Origin of the sequence: Halorubrum sp. Atlit-26R, from assembly GCF_003666015.1 — an archaeon.
Classification (GTDB): domain Archaea; phylum Halobacteriota; class Halobacteria; order Halobacteriales; family Haloferacaceae; genus Halorubrum.
In genome coordinates, this window is sequence record NZ_QPLT01000003.1 from 232,887 (window position 1) to 248,314 (window position 15,428).

At 72.1% G+C, this 15,428-nt stretch carries 15 protein-coding genes and 1 tRNA gene; 9 read left to right on the forward strand and 7 right to left on the reverse strand.

Features of this window, described 5'->3' with window-relative positions; translation table 11 throughout:
• The first annotated feature begins 11 nt into the window (after positions 1–11).
• A complete protein-coding gene (locus DVK07_RS05535) occupies positions 12–530 on the forward strand; it encodes a hypothetical protein (RefSeq protein WP_121596118.1) in 519 nt (172 codons plus the stop codon).
• A gap of 22 nt (positions 531–552) precedes the next feature.
• Here DVK07_RS05535 and DVK07_RS05540 read toward each other — a convergent pair whose 3' ends face one another.
• Together DVK07_RS05540 and DVK07_RS05545 are read right to left on the reverse strand one after the other, a co-directional pair.
• Positions 553–1,788: a mechanosensitive ion channel family protein gene (locus DVK07_RS05540; protein WP_121596119.1), complete on the reverse strand. Its 1,236-nt coding sequence runs from the start codon at positions 1,786–1,788 to the stop codon at positions 553–555.
• Positions 1,789–1,894: 106 nt separating this feature from the next.
• The gene (locus tag DVK07_RS05545; protein WP_121596120.1) at positions 1,895–3,217 is read right to left on the reverse strand and encodes a hypothetical protein; all 1,323 of its coding nucleotides are present in this window, start codon (positions 3,215–3,217) and stop codon (positions 1,895–1,897) included.
• A 194-nt stretch (positions 3,218–3,411) separates the two neighbouring features.
• On the opposite strand from DVK07_RS05545, the gene DVK07_RS05550 reads away from it, so the two are divergent.
• Positions 3,412–3,565 (forward strand) — tRNA-Met (locus DVK07_RS05550).
• 95 nt (positions 3,566–3,660) lie between these two features.
• On the opposite strand, the gene DVK07_RS05555 is transcribed toward DVK07_RS05550, so the two are convergent.
• Positions 3,661–4,155: a metal-dependent hydrolase gene (locus DVK07_RS05555; protein WP_121596121.1), complete on the reverse strand. Its 495-nt coding sequence runs from the start codon at positions 4,153–4,155 to the stop codon at positions 3,661–3,663.
• 114 nt (positions 4,156–4,269) lie between these two features.
• On the opposite strand from DVK07_RS05555, the gene DVK07_RS05560 reads away from it, so the two are divergent.
• The gene (locus DVK07_RS05560) at positions 4,270–4,770 is read left to right on the forward strand and encodes an HPP family protein (protein ID WP_121596122.1); all 501 of its coding nucleotides are present in this window, start codon (positions 4,270–4,272) and stop codon (positions 4,768–4,770) included.
• 607 nt (positions 4,771–5,377) lie between these two features.
• Positions 5,378–6,703: a 5'-deoxyadenosine deaminase gene (locus DVK07_RS05565; RefSeq protein ID WP_121596123.1), complete on the forward strand. Its 1,326-nt coding sequence runs from the start codon at positions 5,378–5,380 to the stop codon at positions 6,701–6,703.
• Between the two features lie 48 nt (positions 6,704–6,751).
• Here DVK07_RS05565 and DVK07_RS05570 read toward each other — a convergent pair whose 3' ends face one another.
• The 4 genes from DVK07_RS05570 to hemC form a co-directional block, all read right to left on the reverse strand.
• Positions 6,752–7,153, reverse strand: coding sequence for a hypothetical protein (locus DVK07_RS05570; protein WP_121596124.1), 402 nt, complete (start codon positions 7,151–7,153; stop codon positions 6,752–6,754).
• A gap of 216 nt (positions 7,154–7,369) precedes the next feature.
• Positions 7,370–8,131: a uroporphyrinogen-III synthase gene (locus DVK07_RS05575; protein ID WP_121596125.1), complete on the reverse strand. Its 762-nt coding sequence runs from the start codon at positions 8,129–8,131 to the stop codon at positions 7,370–7,372.
• Positions 8,128–9,024 (reverse strand): uroporphyrinogen-III C-methyltransferase, encoded by an 897-nt coding sequence (gene cobA, locus DVK07_RS05580; RefSeq protein WP_121596126.1) that lies wholly within the window; start codon positions 9,022–9,024, stop codon positions 8,128–8,130. The genes DVK07_RS05575 and cobA overlap by 4 nt, the downstream gene beginning before the upstream one ends.
• Complete coding sequence (gene hemC, locus DVK07_RS05585; RefSeq protein WP_121596127.1) at positions 9,017–10,171, reverse strand: hydroxymethylbilane synthase; 1,155 nt, start codon at positions 10,169–10,171, stop codon at positions 9,017–9,019. The genes cobA and hemC overlap by 8 nt, the downstream gene beginning before the upstream one ends.
• Before the next feature lie 168 nt (positions 10,172–10,339).
• Here hemC and DVK07_RS05590 point away from each other — a divergent pair, with 168 nt between their 5' ends.
• The 5 genes from DVK07_RS05590 (at position 10,340) to DVK07_RS05610 (ending at position 15,369) form a co-directional block, all read left to right on the forward strand.
• Entirely contained in the window at positions 10,340–11,428 is a 1,089-nt protein-coding gene (locus tag DVK07_RS05590) for a beta-ribofuranosylaminobenzene 5'-phosphate synthase family protein (RefSeq protein ID WP_121596128.1), read from the forward strand.
• Between the two features lie 3 nt (positions 11,429–11,431).
• Positions 11,432–12,268: an HTR-like protein gene (locus DVK07_RS05595; RefSeq protein WP_121596129.1), complete on the forward strand. Its 837-nt coding sequence runs from the start codon at positions 11,432–11,434 to the stop codon at positions 12,266–12,268.
• Positions 12,269–12,471: 203 nt separating this feature from the next.
• Complete coding sequence (locus DVK07_RS05600) at positions 12,472–13,437, forward strand: hypothetical protein (protein WP_121596130.1); 966 nt, start codon at positions 12,472–12,474, stop codon at positions 13,435–13,437.
• Positions 13,434–14,171 carry a hypothetical protein gene (locus DVK07_RS05605; protein ID WP_121596131.1) on the forward strand — a complete coding sequence of 246 codons (738 nt, stop codon included), beginning with the start codon at positions 13,434–13,436 and terminating at the stop codon, positions 14,169–14,171. Before DVK07_RS05600 ends, DVK07_RS05605 begins: the two co-directional genes overlap by 4 nt.
• An 88-nt stretch (positions 14,172–14,259) precedes the next feature.
• On the forward strand, positions 14,260–15,369 hold the full coding sequence (locus DVK07_RS05610; protein ID WP_121596132.1) for a putative sulfate/molybdate transporter: 1,110 nt from the start codon (positions 14,260–14,262) through the stop codon (positions 15,367–15,369).
• Positions 15,370–15,428 lie beyond the last annotated feature (59 nt).

Here is a 15,428-nt window from a genome sequence, read left to right on the forward strand (position 1 = left end):
GGGGTACTCGCATGGGAGAGCGGACCGAAGTGACGCGGGGATCCCTGCCGCGAGAGCGGTCTGCGGGCCGCTTCTCGGGGCCCGACGGCCTCCGCGACGTCGTCGAGCGGATCCTCGCGTGGCTTCGGGAGCGACGCGGGTCCGGCCTGAAGGGCGTCTCGACGGCGACGACCATGCGGAACGTCGTCGACGCGGACGCGCTCGCCGAGGAGACGCCGCCGAAGTGGACGGTCTGCCACGACGTGGTCACCTACGGCGCGGACTCGCTCACTGACGTGCTCGTCTTCAGGCACGACCCCAGCAGACAGGACCTCGTGGTGATGCCGGAGCGCAACACCGATCCGGAGGGAGAGGTCAGCTTCTACCACGCCGACCGCACGAGGGGCGCGCGCCACCTGTTGTCGATCGGCGCGGACTCGCTCACGGTGGCGCTGAGCTACGTGTTAGAGCGCATCGAGCGGTTCGAGCGGCTGTTCACCGGACGCGGGAGGGAACTCCCGAGCGGCTACACCGGCCCGTCGGAGCGATAACGAGCCGCCGCGTCGATCCGAGTCAGACGGACCGGTCTCGCGGCCGCCCGTCGCCGTTCTCGCCGGACCGTTCGACGCGCTCGACCGTCTCGTCCGCTTCGGCCGTCTCGGGCGGGTAGGAGACGGTCCGCTGCGGGTACGGGATCGAGATGCCGGCGTCGGCGAAGCGGTCTTGGATCTCCTCGACCGCGGTCGCCTTCGAGCGCCACCGAGCCTGCGGGGTCGGGGGATCGATCCAGAACCGGAGGTCGAGGAGGATCGCGGAGTCGCCGAACCCGGACGGGATCGCGTACGGCTCGGGGTTGTTCGCGATCGTGTCGATCCCGGCGAGGACGTCCTCGGCGATCCCGGCCGCCTCGTCGGGGTCGTCGTCGTAGCCGATCCCCACCTCCATGTGGATACGGAGGCGGCCCTCGCGGCTCCGGTTCGTGATCGCCTGGTTGGCGACGAGGTCGTTCGGCACCACGACGTACTCCCCGTCGAAGTTGCGCATGTGGGTGTTCATGATCGTGATGTCGGTGACGAACCCCTCCTCGTCGCCGATCTCCACCCAGTCGCCGATCTCGAACGGCCGCGAGAACATCAGCACGAAGCCGGCGAGGAGCGACCCGAGCGTCTGCCGGGCCGCCATCCCGAGGACGATCCCGAGGAAGCCCGCGCCGACGAGGAGGCCGCCGAGGTTCACGCCCCAGACGCCGAGGACGGTGATGCCGGCGAGCACGAGCAGGCCGACCTGCGCGAGCCGGGTGAGGAGCTGTTCCTGGTGGGCGGTGATCCGGTCGCTGTCGGCCGACAGGTCGGCGACGTACGCCTCGATCACGTCGCTGACGACGTAGGCGCCGCCGAGCAACACCGCCGAGACGACGACCTGCGCGCCGACCGTAAGGGCGTTCTCCGCGACCGGCGACACCGCGACCACGACGTCGAACCGCCCCCACAGCGTCAGCACGGCGACGCCGGCGAGCGCGAACAGCCCCAACTGGAGGACGCCGACCGCGAGCCGCAGGAGGAACGACGACGGGACGCCGTCTCGGAGCGTCTCGATCGCTCCCTCGGTCGACTCCGCTAAGCGTTCGTCGACGAGCCGCTCGACCCAGCCCGCGGCGGTCCGCTCGCCGGCGCGGACGGCCTTCGGTAACAGTAGCCACCCGACCGCGAGCGTGCCGAGGGCGATGGCGGCGGTGACCGCCAGTCGCCCCTCCGTGCTCGAGACGTCGCTCAACACCGCCCCGACACGGGCGCCGAGTCCGCTGATCACGGTCGTTGGTTCGCCGCCGACCGGATAACGGATCCGACGCGAGTCTCAGCCGAGAGAATCGGGGCGGCCGCTCCCGGGAATCTGGCCGCGGAGGTGAAGCGGTCCGTCACCGACCCCGGCGGAGTTCCTCTATCAGCTGTTCGATGAGCGCCGACTGCCGGTCGAGGCGCTCGGACTGCGCCTCGACGGTGCGCCGCAGCGCGGCGACCTCGCTCGCGAGGTCGGCGTCCTCGACGCCGGCGCTCTCGAACGGCGATCCGTCGAACGCGTCGTCTCCGGGAACGGGACCGTCGGCGTTGGCGTCGGCGTCGCCGATTGGGCCCCCCGTCGCCGAGTCGGCGCCGGTCGCGTCCGCCGCGAGCGCCTCGGCGTCGACCGCGGACGCGGACTCGTCTCCGGCCGCCCGTTCGATCCCATCGGCGGCCGACGCGGACTCCGTCGCGGTCGCGTCGTCGAGGGGGTCCGCCGTCGCTTCGTCGACGCTCGCGTCCGTTGCGAGGGGGTCCGCACCCAGCGGATCGTCGGCGGCGGCTTCCGACGACCCGGCGATCGACTCGGCAGTTGACTCGGCCGACTGCGACGCCGCGGCGCCCGGGTCGGCGGCGTCGTCGGCCGCGGAGCCGGGACCGGACTCGGCGGTCGGATCGGCGGCGGTCGCGCCGTCCAGTTCCGTTTCGGGCCCGTCGGCGTCGGCCTCCGCGTCGGCGGCGGGGGACGCCGAGAGGGGATCGGGCCCCTCGCCGAAGTCGGTCGTTCCGCTCGCCTCCGCGTCCGGCGCCGACTCCTCGGCCTCGGCGGCGGCGACGCGGAACTCCTCTAAGCTCTCGACGCCGTGGAACGAGCACACCGCGTCGGCGAGCGTCTCCCGGACCGCGCGGGCGGACTCGTTGGGGGCCTTGAACCGCTCCGAGCGGCCGTCGTGGACGAGGACGACCGCGGTGGCGACGGTCCCCTCCTCGAAGTCGAGACCGGTGAGGTCCTCGTAGTGGAACTCCTCGAACTCGGGGTCCCAGACGGCCGAGCCGACGTGTTTGACCAGCCGCTCGCTGGTGACGATGAGGGTGAGCTCGGAGAAGCGGAAGGTGCGCACGACCGTCTCCCCGGTGGCGGTGACGCCGCTCGCCGAGAGGACTCCCGCGAGAATCGGGTGGAGGACGTCGTCGACGCGCTTGGCGGGGACCGAGAGCGTCTCGTCGCCGTCGAGGCCGTACCCGAGGGTGATCTTCGCCTTGCGGCGGCCCGTCGAGACCTCGATCCGCTCGACGTCGTGGCCGTACTCGTCGACGGACTCGTCGGACAGCAGCCCGTCGCCGCGGAAGACGAGGGTCCGGGTGGGCGTGACCGCGAGTCGATCGTCGCCGCCCAGCGGCACCTCGGCGACGACGTCCTCGTCGCCGACGGTCGCCGCGAGCAGTTCGGGGAGGCTCATACGCCCGGGATACGCCGCGCCCGGCATAAATCCGCTGGGTCGGCCGCGAGCGCGCGGCGAAACCGGTCGCGACGCTGCGGCTTCCGCGACACGGAACCGCTTCGGAAGCGGCCGCCCGCGGCGATCTGCGATCGGTTCACAACCTCCCGACGGATGGGAAGGTTAAAGAGTCTCATCGCGGTACGAAAAGGTGAGGCCGGGTGGCTTAGCTGGACATAGCGCCGCACTCATAGGGTTCGGAGATTCGGTGCGGTGACGCCTTGGAAGCGTCCGCGTCCTTCCCGTGGCTCCGCCGAGCCTCGGACCTGGGACATGCGGAGATCGTGGGTTCGGAGCCCACCCCGGCCATACCTCTTTCCGTTGCTCGCGGAGCGTCGGCGCCGACGAAATCCTCGGATGTCTCGGGCCGTCAGTGCGGATGTCTCGCCACATCAGTGACCTGCCTACACCGGAACCGCTTCGCCCGCGACCAGCGCGACCCCGACGACGACGCCACCCAGTCCCAACAGCCCGTAGTTCGCGAGCGGGTTCGCCGCCGTGAACAGGTCGAGCGTGTACTCGTCGTCTCGCACGGGCGCGTACGGCCGGACCCCCATCGGCGTGAGCGCGTCGGCGAGGAGGTGCGAGACGATCGTGACGGCGCCGAACAGGAACCCGGCGCCGCCGAACAGCAGCGCCTCGGCGACGCCGCTTTGGAGGCCGAGCGCTAGTCCTGCGATCCCGAATGCGACGCCGACGAGCAGCGCGAACCAGACGGTGTGGGTGATCCCTCGGTGTTTGACGAAGGGGACGCGCATGTCGAGATCGGGGACCATCGCCAGCGAGGCGACGCCGGCCGCGCCGACGAGCCCGAGCTCTATCGAGGCGAGGGCCGTGACGAGGAACCCGAGCGGAGCGTAGACCACGAGCGACGCCCCGACGTGACCCTTCCGGTGCATGTGAGCGACTGCGTTCCCGGTCCCTAAGTCCGTTGCGTCGGCGAGCAGCGCGTCGCGCGTCCCGCCGCGTCGCCGGGGCGAAACGCCTACGGCCTCCCGCCGTGACGCTCCGGTATGACACTGACCGCCCGCGACCTGATGGAACCGGACGTGAAGACGGTCTCGCCCGACGACGACGTCGCCGAGGCGTTCAAGCGGTTCGCCCGCTACGAGTTCAGCGGCTTCCCCGTCGTCGACGACGACGAGCGCGTGGTCGGCGTGATCACCGAGTCCGACCTCGTGGACCTGTTCGAGCCCGAGGACGAGACGCTGTGGATCCCCATCGGGCTCCCGCCGTTCGTCGACACGCTCTCGTATCAGGTGAAGCGCCCGTGGGCCGACCTCGACCTCGGCGTCGACATGCTCCGCAACGCGGACCGGCCCATCTCCGAGGTGATGAGCGCCGACGTGGCGACGGTGACGCCCGACAGCGACGTCGACGACGTGCTGGACCTGCTCGTCGGCGACGACCCGGATATTAACCGCGTCCCCGTAGTCGACGAGGACGGACGGATCGTCGGGATCATCGCCCGGCAGGACGTGATCCGTGCGTTCCGCGACCGTCGACTAGAATAGGACGGATCGAGTCGTTCTAAGAGCTATTTATAAATAGCCGACCATAGCTCGGCGGTGAACACCGCCAAAGCCCCAGCCGCTCGCTTATAAATGAGTGACTGTCGATCGACGGCGAACACCGCCAAAACCCCGGTCGCTCGCTTATAAATGAGTGACTGTCGATCGACGGCGAACACCTCCAAAGCCCCAGCCGCGAGGCGGGCGCACGCTCGCTGCGCTCCTCACTCGGTCGCTCACTCCGTTCACTCCCTCGTTGCGGTGCTTACGTCACCTGCGCCCGCCTCGCGGCTGCCCCTTTGAGTCCCGCCCCGCACCGCTCCGCACCGCACCTCAGGCCTCCCCAGCCTCGCCGCTCGCTCCCTCCGGTCGCTCGCGGCGTCCCTCGCGCGTGCGACTCGCGGCCTCCGGCCGCTCGTCGGCACGCGCCGACCGCACCGCCGTTTATAAGCGATTCTCACGTCTACTCACTCGTTTTTAAATATCACATCGCTGTCGGCGGGTTGATCCGCCGGCTCGACATCTGTTCGCCCGACAGTCCCGAACCGACGGGACCGCGGTGGCGCCGAGGGACAGCCTCTTACCGGTCGACCGTCAGGAACGGACGGACATGCTGATCGCCGGAACCGTCGTCGCCGACTCCGAGACCGTCATCCCCGACGGCGCCGTCGTCGTCGAGGGGAACACGATCGCCGCGGTCGGCGAGGAGAGCGCCCTCCGCGACCGCTACCCCGACCGCGAGCGCCGCGAGTTCGACCTCGTCGCGCCCGGCCTCGTCGGCGGCCACGTCCACTCGGTCCAGTCGCTGGGCCGGGGGATCGCCGACGACGCCGCCCTCCTCGACTGGCTGTTCGACGCCGTGCTCCCGATGGAGGCCGCGATGGACGCCGAGGCCACTCGGGCCGCGGCCGAGCTGGGCTACCTGGAGTGTCTCGAATCGGGAACGACCACCGTCGTCGACCACCTCTCCGTGAACCACGCCGACGAGGCGTTCGAGGCCGCGATCGACACGGGGATCCGCGCGCGGCTCGGCAAGGTGCTGATGGACAAGGAGTCGCCCGACGGGCTCATCGAAGAGACCGACGCCGCGCTCGCGGAGAGCGAGGCCCTGATCCGAGAGTACCACGGCGCCGCCGACGGCCGCGTCCGGTACGCGGTGACGCCGCGGTTCGCCGTCACCTGCACCGAGGAGTGCTTGCGCGGCTGCCGCGAACTGGCCGACCGGTACGACGGCGTGACGATCCACACCCACGCCAGCGAGAACGAGGACGAGATCGAGACGGTGGAGGCCGACACCGGGAAGCGGAACGTCCTCTGGCTCGACGAGGTCGGGCTGACGGGACCGGACGTGACGCTCGCGCACTGCGTCCACACCGACGAGCGCGAGCGCGAGGTGCTCGCCGAGACCGACACGGTCGTCACCCACTGCCCCTCCTCGAACATGAAGCTCGCCTCGGGGATCGCCCCGGTTCAGGACTACCTCGAACGCGGCGTCACGGTCGCGCTCGGCAACGACGGCCCCCCGTGTAACAACACCCTCGACCCCTTTACCGAGATGCGGCAGGCGAGCCTCCTCGGCAAGGTCGACGCCCGGGACCCGACCCGCCTCCCGGCCCCGACCGTGCTGGAGATGGCGACGACCCACGGCGCCCGGGCCGCCGGCTTCGACCGCCTCGGCGCGCTCCGCGAGGGGTACCGCGCCGACGTGATCGGGATCACGACCGACCTGACCCGGGCGACCCCGATACACGACCCGCTCTCGCACTTAGTGTACGCCGCCCACGGCGACGACGTGGCGTTCACGATGGTCGACGGCGAGGTCCGCTACGCCGACGGCGAACACGTCGGCGTCGACGCCGCCGCCGTCCGCGAACGCGCGACGCGCCACGCGGAGCGGGTGGTGGAGACGGCCGCCATCGACGTCGCCGGACCGTAGCCTCGTCGCCGTCGATCTCGCGCCGCGAGAAACGGGGAGGTCCGCGACCTACGAGGAGGTCTCGACCGACGAGGCGGCCGCGGACGGGCACTTCGCCCACCGCAGCGCGGCGTCGTCGTCGTTGAACGCCTCGGTGTCGACGCCCTCGACGTCGATGGTCCGCTTGAGGTACCGCCGCTTCGAGCGCTGACCGACGACGGCGAACCGGTCGACGCCGCGGGCGACCGCGATCTGCGCGGACTCGCGGAGCGCCCGGCGGCCGGCGTCCGAACACGGACGGCTCGTCCGCACGACGATCACGACGGCGTTGACGGTGTTGGGGTCCGTCGCGATCCGCCACCGATCGAGCAGCGACTCGCCGTCCGCGGGGCTCAGTCCAGTCCCGTGTGGGAACTCGACGACGAGGACGTCGTCCTCGACCCGCAGCAGCCAGCGCTCGCTCGGTTCCATGGCATCCCCTATCACGTACGGGGGTATAAACTACACTCTCTAAATATCTCGTTTGATACCCAACTGCTCCGGTCGCCGACGCGATCCGGTTGACGTGCGATCCGCGCCGAGGAGTACGTGCGGGCGTCGCCGGTGCGGTCGCCCGTCCGTTATCAGCGCAGGAGATTCGGCGGGAGATCGGCGGAGAGTGTCGCGGTCCTCGTCGGGTCCAGCGCGTCAGTCGTGCCGAGCCGCAGTCTCGTCGAGCGCGTCGACGACCGCTGTCGCGAGCGCGTCGAACGACGCCTCGTCGGGGACGACGTCGACGTCGATGCCGCGGTCGGCGGCCGTCTCCGCGGTCGGCGGGCCGATGACGCCGACCACCGCGTCCGCGAGTCCGGCACGAGCCGCGTCCTCGACGCCGCGGTCCGCGGCCGCCGCGAGGAAGTTGTCGACGGTGAGCGAGGAGGTGAACGCGACGGCGTCGAGGTCGCCGGCCGCGGCCAGCTCCGCGGAGTCTCCCGCGCCGGTCGGCCGCGTGAGCCGGTACAGGACGGTCTCGGTCACGTCCGCGCCGGCCTCGCGCAGGCCGTCGAGGAGGACGTCGCTGCCGTGGTCCGAGCGGGCGACGACGACGCGCTCGCCGGCGACGCGCGGTTCGAGCGCCGCGACAAGCCCGGCCGAGGTGTACTCTTCCGGGACGACGTCGACCGTCCAGCCCGCCTCGCGGGCGGCCGCGGCGGTGGCGGGGCCGATCGCCGCGAGGTCGGCGTCGCCGGGCTCCCAGCCGGCCGCGGCGGCCAGTTCGACCCCCGTCTTACTCGTGAGGGCGACGAGCGGCGCGGAGGCGGGGACGGCGCCCGTCGGCTCGACTTCGAGCATCGGGTCGGGGACCGGCTCCGCGCCGAGCGAGCGAAGCAGCTCGACGGCCGCCTCGATCCGCTCGTCGTCCGGCCGGAAGACGGCCACGCGCGGCCTTCGGCTCCCGTCGCCGCTCACGCCCCGTCACCCCCGGCCGACTCGTCTTCTTCCTGCTCCTCGCCCGCCGACCGAACCGGCGCCGAGCCGGCGTTTTCGAGGAAGGTCACGACGCGGTCGCGGGTCGCGGCCACGTCGCCGATCACGGTGATCGCGGGCGGCTCGATCCCCGCCTCGTCGCGGACGTCGACGATCGTGTCGAGCGTGCCGGTCGCGACGCGCATCTCCGGCCACGTCGCGCGCTCGACGAGCGCGACGGGGGTGTCGCCGTCGAGGCCGGCGTCGCGGAGCGCGGCGGCGTACGCCGGCAGCTTCCCGACGCCCATCAGCACGACGACCGTCCCGCCGGTCGCCGCGAGCGCGTCCCAGTCGACCGCGGACTCCTCCTTCGTCGGGTCCTCGTGGCCCGTGACGAACGAGACCGAGGAGGCGTGGTCGCGGTGCGTCACCGGGATCCCGGCGACCGCGGGGCCGGCGATGGCCGAGGTGACGCCGGGGACGACCTCGAAGGGGACTCCCTCCTCCGCGAGGTGTTCGGCCTCCTCGCCGCCGCGGCCGAAGACGAACGGGTCGCCGCCCTTCAGCCGGACGACGCGGTTCCCCTCCCGGGCCAACTCGACCATGCGCCGGTTGGTGTACTCCTGCGGCGTCCACTCGCCGCCGGCGCGCTTCCCGACGTCCTCCCGTTTCGCCTCGGGGATCTCGCCGAGAATTTCGGGGCCCGGCAGCTTGTCGTGGAGGACCACGTCGGCCGACTCGATCAGCCGCTTCGCCTTGACCGTGAGAAGATCCGGGTCGCCCGGCCCGGAGCCGACGAGGAAGACGGTGCCGACCCGCTCGTCGCGGCCGCGCGTCGGGGGCTCGTTCGCGTCGGATCCGGGACCCGCGCCGGGACCGGCAGCGTCCTCACTCATCGTCCTCCCCGGTCTCCGCCTCCTCGCGCGCCTCGGCGATCAGGTCGTCGGCGCCGCGGTCCGCGAGGTCCGCGGCGAACTCGGCGGCGGCCGTGCCGTGCGACCGGACCGGAAGGTCGCGGGTGTCCGCCACCTCCTCGGTGCCGTCGGTCGAGAGGACCCGCGCCCGGACGTGGACGTGTTCGCCCCGAACCATCGCGGAGACGCCGATCGGCGCGACGCAGCCGCCGTTGAGCTCGCCGAGGACCGTCCGCTCGACGGTGACCGCGACGCGGGTCCGCGGGTGGTCGACCGCGTCGCGGACCGCCTCGATCACGTCCGGGTCGCTCGCGGTGACCGCGATGGCGCCCTGTCCGGCCGCGGGGACGAACTCCTCGCGCGGGAGCCGCGTCGTCTCCACCTCGTGGAAGAGGTTCGAGCGGCGCAGGCCCGCCTCGGCGAGGACGACCGCGTCGTACTCCGTCTCGACCTGCCGCTCCATCGCCGCGCGTTCGAGGTCCGACAGCGAGTCGAACCACTCCTCGACGGTGCGGTCGAACTCCTCGTCGACCTCGTCGTCCGCGTCGTCGGCTTCGTCACCCTGATCCTCCGCGTCGCGGTCCTCCTCAGCGGTCAGGGCGCTCTCCTCGCCCGACGCGATCAGCCGCCGCTCGTGTTCCGCCTGAAGGCCGGGCGCGAGCAGCTTCTCTAATCGGGTGTCGACGTTGCCGCGGATCGGCTCGACCGTGAGGTCGGGCCGGGCGGCCCGGATCTGCGCGCCCCGGCGGAGCGAGCCGGTTCCGACGACAGCCCCCGACGGGAGGTCCTCGATGCCGAGCCCCTCGGGGTGGACGACCACGTCGCCGGAGGGCGCGCGCTCGGGGACGCCCGCGACGACGAGGTCGGCCATCTCCTCGGTCGGGAGGTCCTTCAGCGAGTGGACCGCGAGGTCGGCGTCGCCGGTGAGCACCTCCTCGTCTAAGGCGCGCACGAACGCCCCGGTCTTCCCGAGGCGGTGGATCAGTTCGTCTGGGATCTGGTCGCCGCGCGTCTCCACCTGCCGGAGTTCCACGTCGCGGCGCCGGCTCGACAGCGCCTCGCGGACGGTCTCGGCCTGTCGAAGGGCTAAGTCCGACCCGCGGGTCGCGAGCCTGAGCGTTTCGGTCATACGCGGACTGAGGTCCCCCGCGTTCAAAAGCGCACCAGTTCGGCCGCCTCAGCGGCCGCGACCGTCCGGTGCCGCGTTCGCGGGGGTGACGCGTCCGCTCGCTGGGTCCGAGGCAACTCCCGCCACGGTCACGGACCCTTTATCAGTCGGTCCCGAAGCGACGACGAGATGGCACGCGCGAGCGCCGGGGGCCGGCTCCACTTCGGCTTCTGTAACCTCAGCCTCTCGCACGAGCGGCTGTACGGCGCCCTCGGCGTCGGGCTCGACGCCCCCCGCGTCGTCGTCGACGCGGAGCCGGCCTCGGCGGTGAGCGTGACGGTCGACGAGGCGGAGGGGAACCAACCGGAGTCGGCCGATTCCGCTCCGAGCGTGCGCGACGACGTTCGCGAGTATGCGACCGCGGCCCTCGACCTGCTCGACGTCGACGGCGCCCGGGTCGCGGTCCGCGAGTCGCTCCCGCGACACGCCGGGCTCGGCAGCGGGACGCAGCTGGCGGCGGCGACGCTCGCGGCCGTCGCGACCGCCCACGGCGAGCCAGCGCGGGTGCGCGAGCGCGCGCCGGCCCTCGGCCGCGGCGGGCGCTCCGGCGTCGGCGTCGCGACGTTCGAAGGGGGCGGGTTCGTCCTCGACGCCGGCCACCCGACCGCGCGCTTCACGACGGACCGCCCCGCGGACGGCGAGTGGAGCGTCCCGCCGGTAGCCGCCCGCCACTCCGTCCCCGACGACTGGCGGTTCCTGCTCGTCAAGCCCGACGCGGACGCCGGGCGGAACGGCGCGGCCGAGGACGACGCGATGCGCGCGGCGGTCGAGCGCGCGGAGCCGGGACTCGCCGACAGGATCGGCGGGATCGTCACCCGGCGCGTCCTCCCCGCGGTCGCGGCGGGGGACGCGGAGGCGTTCGGCGCGGCAGTCGCGGAGATCGGTCGGCTCAACGGCGCGTGGTACGCCGACGAGCAGGGGGGCGTGTACCGGCCGCCCGTCGGCGAAATCGTCGACGCGCTCTCGGGCGCCGCGTCGGTGTTCGGCGCCGGGCAGTCCTCGTGGGGGCCGACCGTCTACGGCGTCACCGACGCGGCCCGCGCGGACGCGGCGCGCGACGCCGGCGAACGCGCGCTCGACGCGGCCGGGGTCGACGGCGAGGTGTCGGTCGTCCGCGCGTCGAACGAGGGCGCGCGGATCGACGCGGAGCGCGGGGCGGAACCGCCCTCGGCCGACCCGGAGAGGGGTAACACTAAGCCCCGCGGCGACGGGGCGTAACCCATGTCCAGTGTTCCGTTCGGGGTCGCGCGCCTCGACTCGATCCTCGGGGGCGGCGCGCCGGCCGGCAGCGTGGTGTTGCTCGCGGGCGAGGCCGGCGCCGGCGCCCGGGAGTTCGGGTACACCAGCGCGGCGATGAACGCCTTGGCGGGCGCCGACGAGGAGCTGTTCGACCTCTACTACGGCGACGTCGACGCCGACGCGACGCTGCCCGAGTCCGTCCACTACATCTCCTTCACCGCCGACACCGAGGCGATCACCCGGGAGATGGGGTACACGATGGATTCGGAGATCGTCGACGCGGCGGTCGACGAGATCTCCTTCCGGGACCTTTCGCCGGAGTACTTCCAGCTGTCGCCCGTGCCGCGCGACTGGTACGAGACGGAGACCGCCTCGATCACCGAGCTCGGCGACCGCGGCGAGTACGAGGACGTGCTCACGGCGTTCGGCGACTACCTCTCGGAACACGGCGAGCGGAGCCTCGTCTGCATCGACTCCGTCACCGACCTCGTCTCGATGGCCTCCGACGACACCGACTGGAGCGACGTCGCCATGGTGATGAAGGGATTAAAGAAGGCGGCCTACGAGTGGGGCGCCCTCGTCCTCGTGTTGGTGAACACAGACGCGCTCAGCGAGCGAGAGTTCGGCACGCTGATGGACGCCGCGGGCGGGACGCTCCAGTTCTCCTGGGAGAGCGGCGGCTCCCAGCGCGCCCGAACGATGTTCGTCCGCGAGTTCCGCGGCGTGCTCTCGCGGCTGGAGGCCGAGAACATCGTCCGCTTCGAGACCGAGATCCACGAGGGCGGGTTCGACATCAGCGACGTGCGGAAGATCCGGTAGCGGACGCGCCCCGCTCCCTCGATTCCGCCCGCCGCTCTCGACTCCACCTGCCGCTCTCGATTCCGCTCGCCGCTCTCGATTCCGCTCGCCGCTCTCGATTCCGCCCGCCGCTCTCGACTCCGCCGAGTATCGATCCGGAGAACGCCGCGACAGGTTACTTAAGCCTCGCCCCGCAACGGCAGGTAGATGACGGAGGATCCGCGATGAGCGACCTCGACCCCGCGGCGGCCGCCCTCGACGCCGCGGCCGAGGACGCCGGCGTGAGCCGCGAGGAGCTCCTCAAGCGCGCGCTCGTCGCGCTCGCGGAGTCCGAGGGGATCGACGTCCCCGATTCCGAGGAGGTGGCGGCGATCGAGGCCCGCCTCGACGACCTCGACGCGGAGCTGGACGAGAAGGTCGCCGACCTCCGCGAGCGGTTCGTCGACCTCTACCGCGAGGTGGAGTCGCTCAACGCCGGAGGGGAAGACACCGGCGACGCGGAGGGCGCGGCCCCGGCGCGGATCGACGACCTCGCCGACGAACTGGAAGAGGTCGCCGCCCGGCTGGACCGGCTCGACGCGGAGGTCGCCGACGCGCCCTCCTCGGACCGGGTCGACGACCTCCGGGAGCGGCTGGAGGCGCTCGACGACCGCCTCGACGACCTGGACGCGGTCCGCGACCGACTGGACGCGTTCGGCGACCGCCTCGACGAGGCCGACGAACGCGTCGACGCCGTGGACGACCGCCTCGACGGCGTCGAGGCGGACCTCGACGGGATCTCGGGGGAGAAACTGACCGAGATCGACGACAAGCTCTCGCGGGTCGCGAACGCGGTGGTTAGGGTCAAACGCCGGCTCGACGCGGCCGAGCGCGACCGCGCCGACCGCGAGCGCGTCGACGCGCTGACGCGGACGGCGAACCGACACGGGGTGCGGACCGCCGACTGCGACCACTGCGGCGGCGGCGTGGAGTTAGGGCTGCTGTCGGCGCCGGAGTGTCCCCACTGCGGGCGCCGGTTCGAGGAGTTAGAGCCGAACACCGGCTTCCTCGGCACGTCGAAGCTCCTCGTCGCGGACCGGCCCGCGATCGACGGCGACGTCGGGGACGGCGACCGCGACGAGATGAGCCGGACGACCGACCGAACGAGCACCGCCGCGAGCGACGGCGGGCCGGACGGGGACCGCCGATGAGCGACGACCGGTCCGACGACCCGGAGACCGACCCCTTCGGCGACGACGACTCGGACGGGGACCCCTTCGGTGACGATCCGTTCGGCGACGAACCGAGCGACGAGACCGACGACGGCTTCGACGACTCCGACGCGGACGAAGCCGACGACCCCTTCGCGGCGCTCGGGGAGGGAGTCGACGACGGCCCCGACCGCGCCCGAGACGACGCCCGCGGCTCCGACGACGTCGATATCGGGTGGGAAGCGGACGCCGCGGCTACCGACGACGGCGGCGAGACATCGTCCCGGGCGGACCCGGAGCCGAGCGCGTCCGCGGACCCCGAACCGAGCGCCCCGGCGGGCGACCCGTTCGCCGAACTGGACGCCGACGCGCCGACCGACGAGGACCCCTTCGAGTCGATGGGGAGCGGCGACGTCGGCGAGGAGGACGTGTGGGAGGCGCTCGACGAGGGGACGTCGGTCGGCGCCGACGCGGCCGGGAGCGCTGCGGTCGGCGACGCGGAGGCGCCCGGCTCCGAGTTCGCGGGAACGGCGCCGGGCGCCGGGACCCTCGGCGACGAGCGCGTGGTCGACAAGCGGAGCTACTGCCAGCAGTGCCCGCACTTCACGGCGCCGCCGGAGACGTCGTGTACCCACGAGGGGACCGAAATCGTCGAGTCGGTCGACTTCTCCCGGTTCCGAGTCCGCGACTGCCCGATGGTCGACGCGGAGGACCCCGCCTTCGACGAAGAGTAACCGCAAGTAGTTTCTCTCTGACGGTAGCGCATCCGCCAGAAATTTCTGAACACGTTCAAGTCATCTCGGCAGATAATGCCCTCTTCACGTGGTGAGATTCGGTTCGAAGGAATACCGGTCGGTCGAGTTCGGGTCGGGAGCGGTCACCGGTGCGATAGGGGATTCGATTACGGTCATCCCGCTCGTGGTCGCGCTGGCGCTGCTGACGGACGTGTCGCTGCCGCACGCGCTCGCCGTGTTCGGCGCGTTCCAGGTCGTCTGGGGGGTCCGGTACGGCCTTCCGGTGTCCGTCGAGCCGATGAAGGCGCTGGCCGCGCTCGCCATCGCGGGCGCGCTCAGCTACGCCGAGCTCGCGCTCGCGGGGATGATCCTCGGCGTCCTGCTGCTCGCTATCGGACTCACGGGGACGCTCGCGTACGCGGAGCGGTGGATCGGCGAACCCGTCATCCGCGGGGTCCAGTTCGCGGTCGGGCTCGTCCTCCTGGAGACGGGACTCGGCCTCGCGGTCGAGGACCCGCTCGTCGCGCTCGTCGGGGTCGCGGTCGCCGCCGCGTTCGCGCTCGCGGGCCACGGGAAGGCGAGCGCGCTGGCCGTCGCCCTCGTCGGCGTCGCGACCGCGCTCGTCGTCGCCGGCGTGCCGACCCCTCGACTGCCCGGCACTCCCCCGACGCCGGCGCTCGGCGCGGCGCTCACGCGGGCCACCTTCGACGGCGTGGCCGCGCAGTTGGCGATGACCATCGGCAACGCCGCGCTGGCGACCTCCCTCCTCTTCTCGGACCTCCTCGACGCGGAGGTGACGCCCGACGAGCTGTCGACGAGCATGGGGATCACGAACCTGATCGCGGTCCCCCTCGGCGGGATCCCGATGTGTCACGGCTGCGACGGGGTCGCCGGCAAGTACGCCTTCGGCGCGCGGACCGGCGGCGCGAACGTCGTCCTCGGCGTCGGTTACCTCGTCGCCGCGCTCTTCGCCACGCCCGCGCTGATCGCGGCGTTCCCGCTGGCGATGCTCGGCGCGCTGCTCGCCATCGTCGCCGTCTCGCTCGCGCGCAACGTCACTGATTCGGGGAACCGCGCGCTCTCGGTCGGAATCGGCCTCCTCGCTCTCGCGACGAACCTCGGCGTCGCGTTCCTCGCCGGTATCGCCGTCCACCTCGCGATAGAGCGGATCGGCAGGGATCACGAAGATATCGGTTAGATCACGCGCGGCACCGCGGACGGGGGCGGCTTGCGGGCACCGCGCATCCGGACACCTCC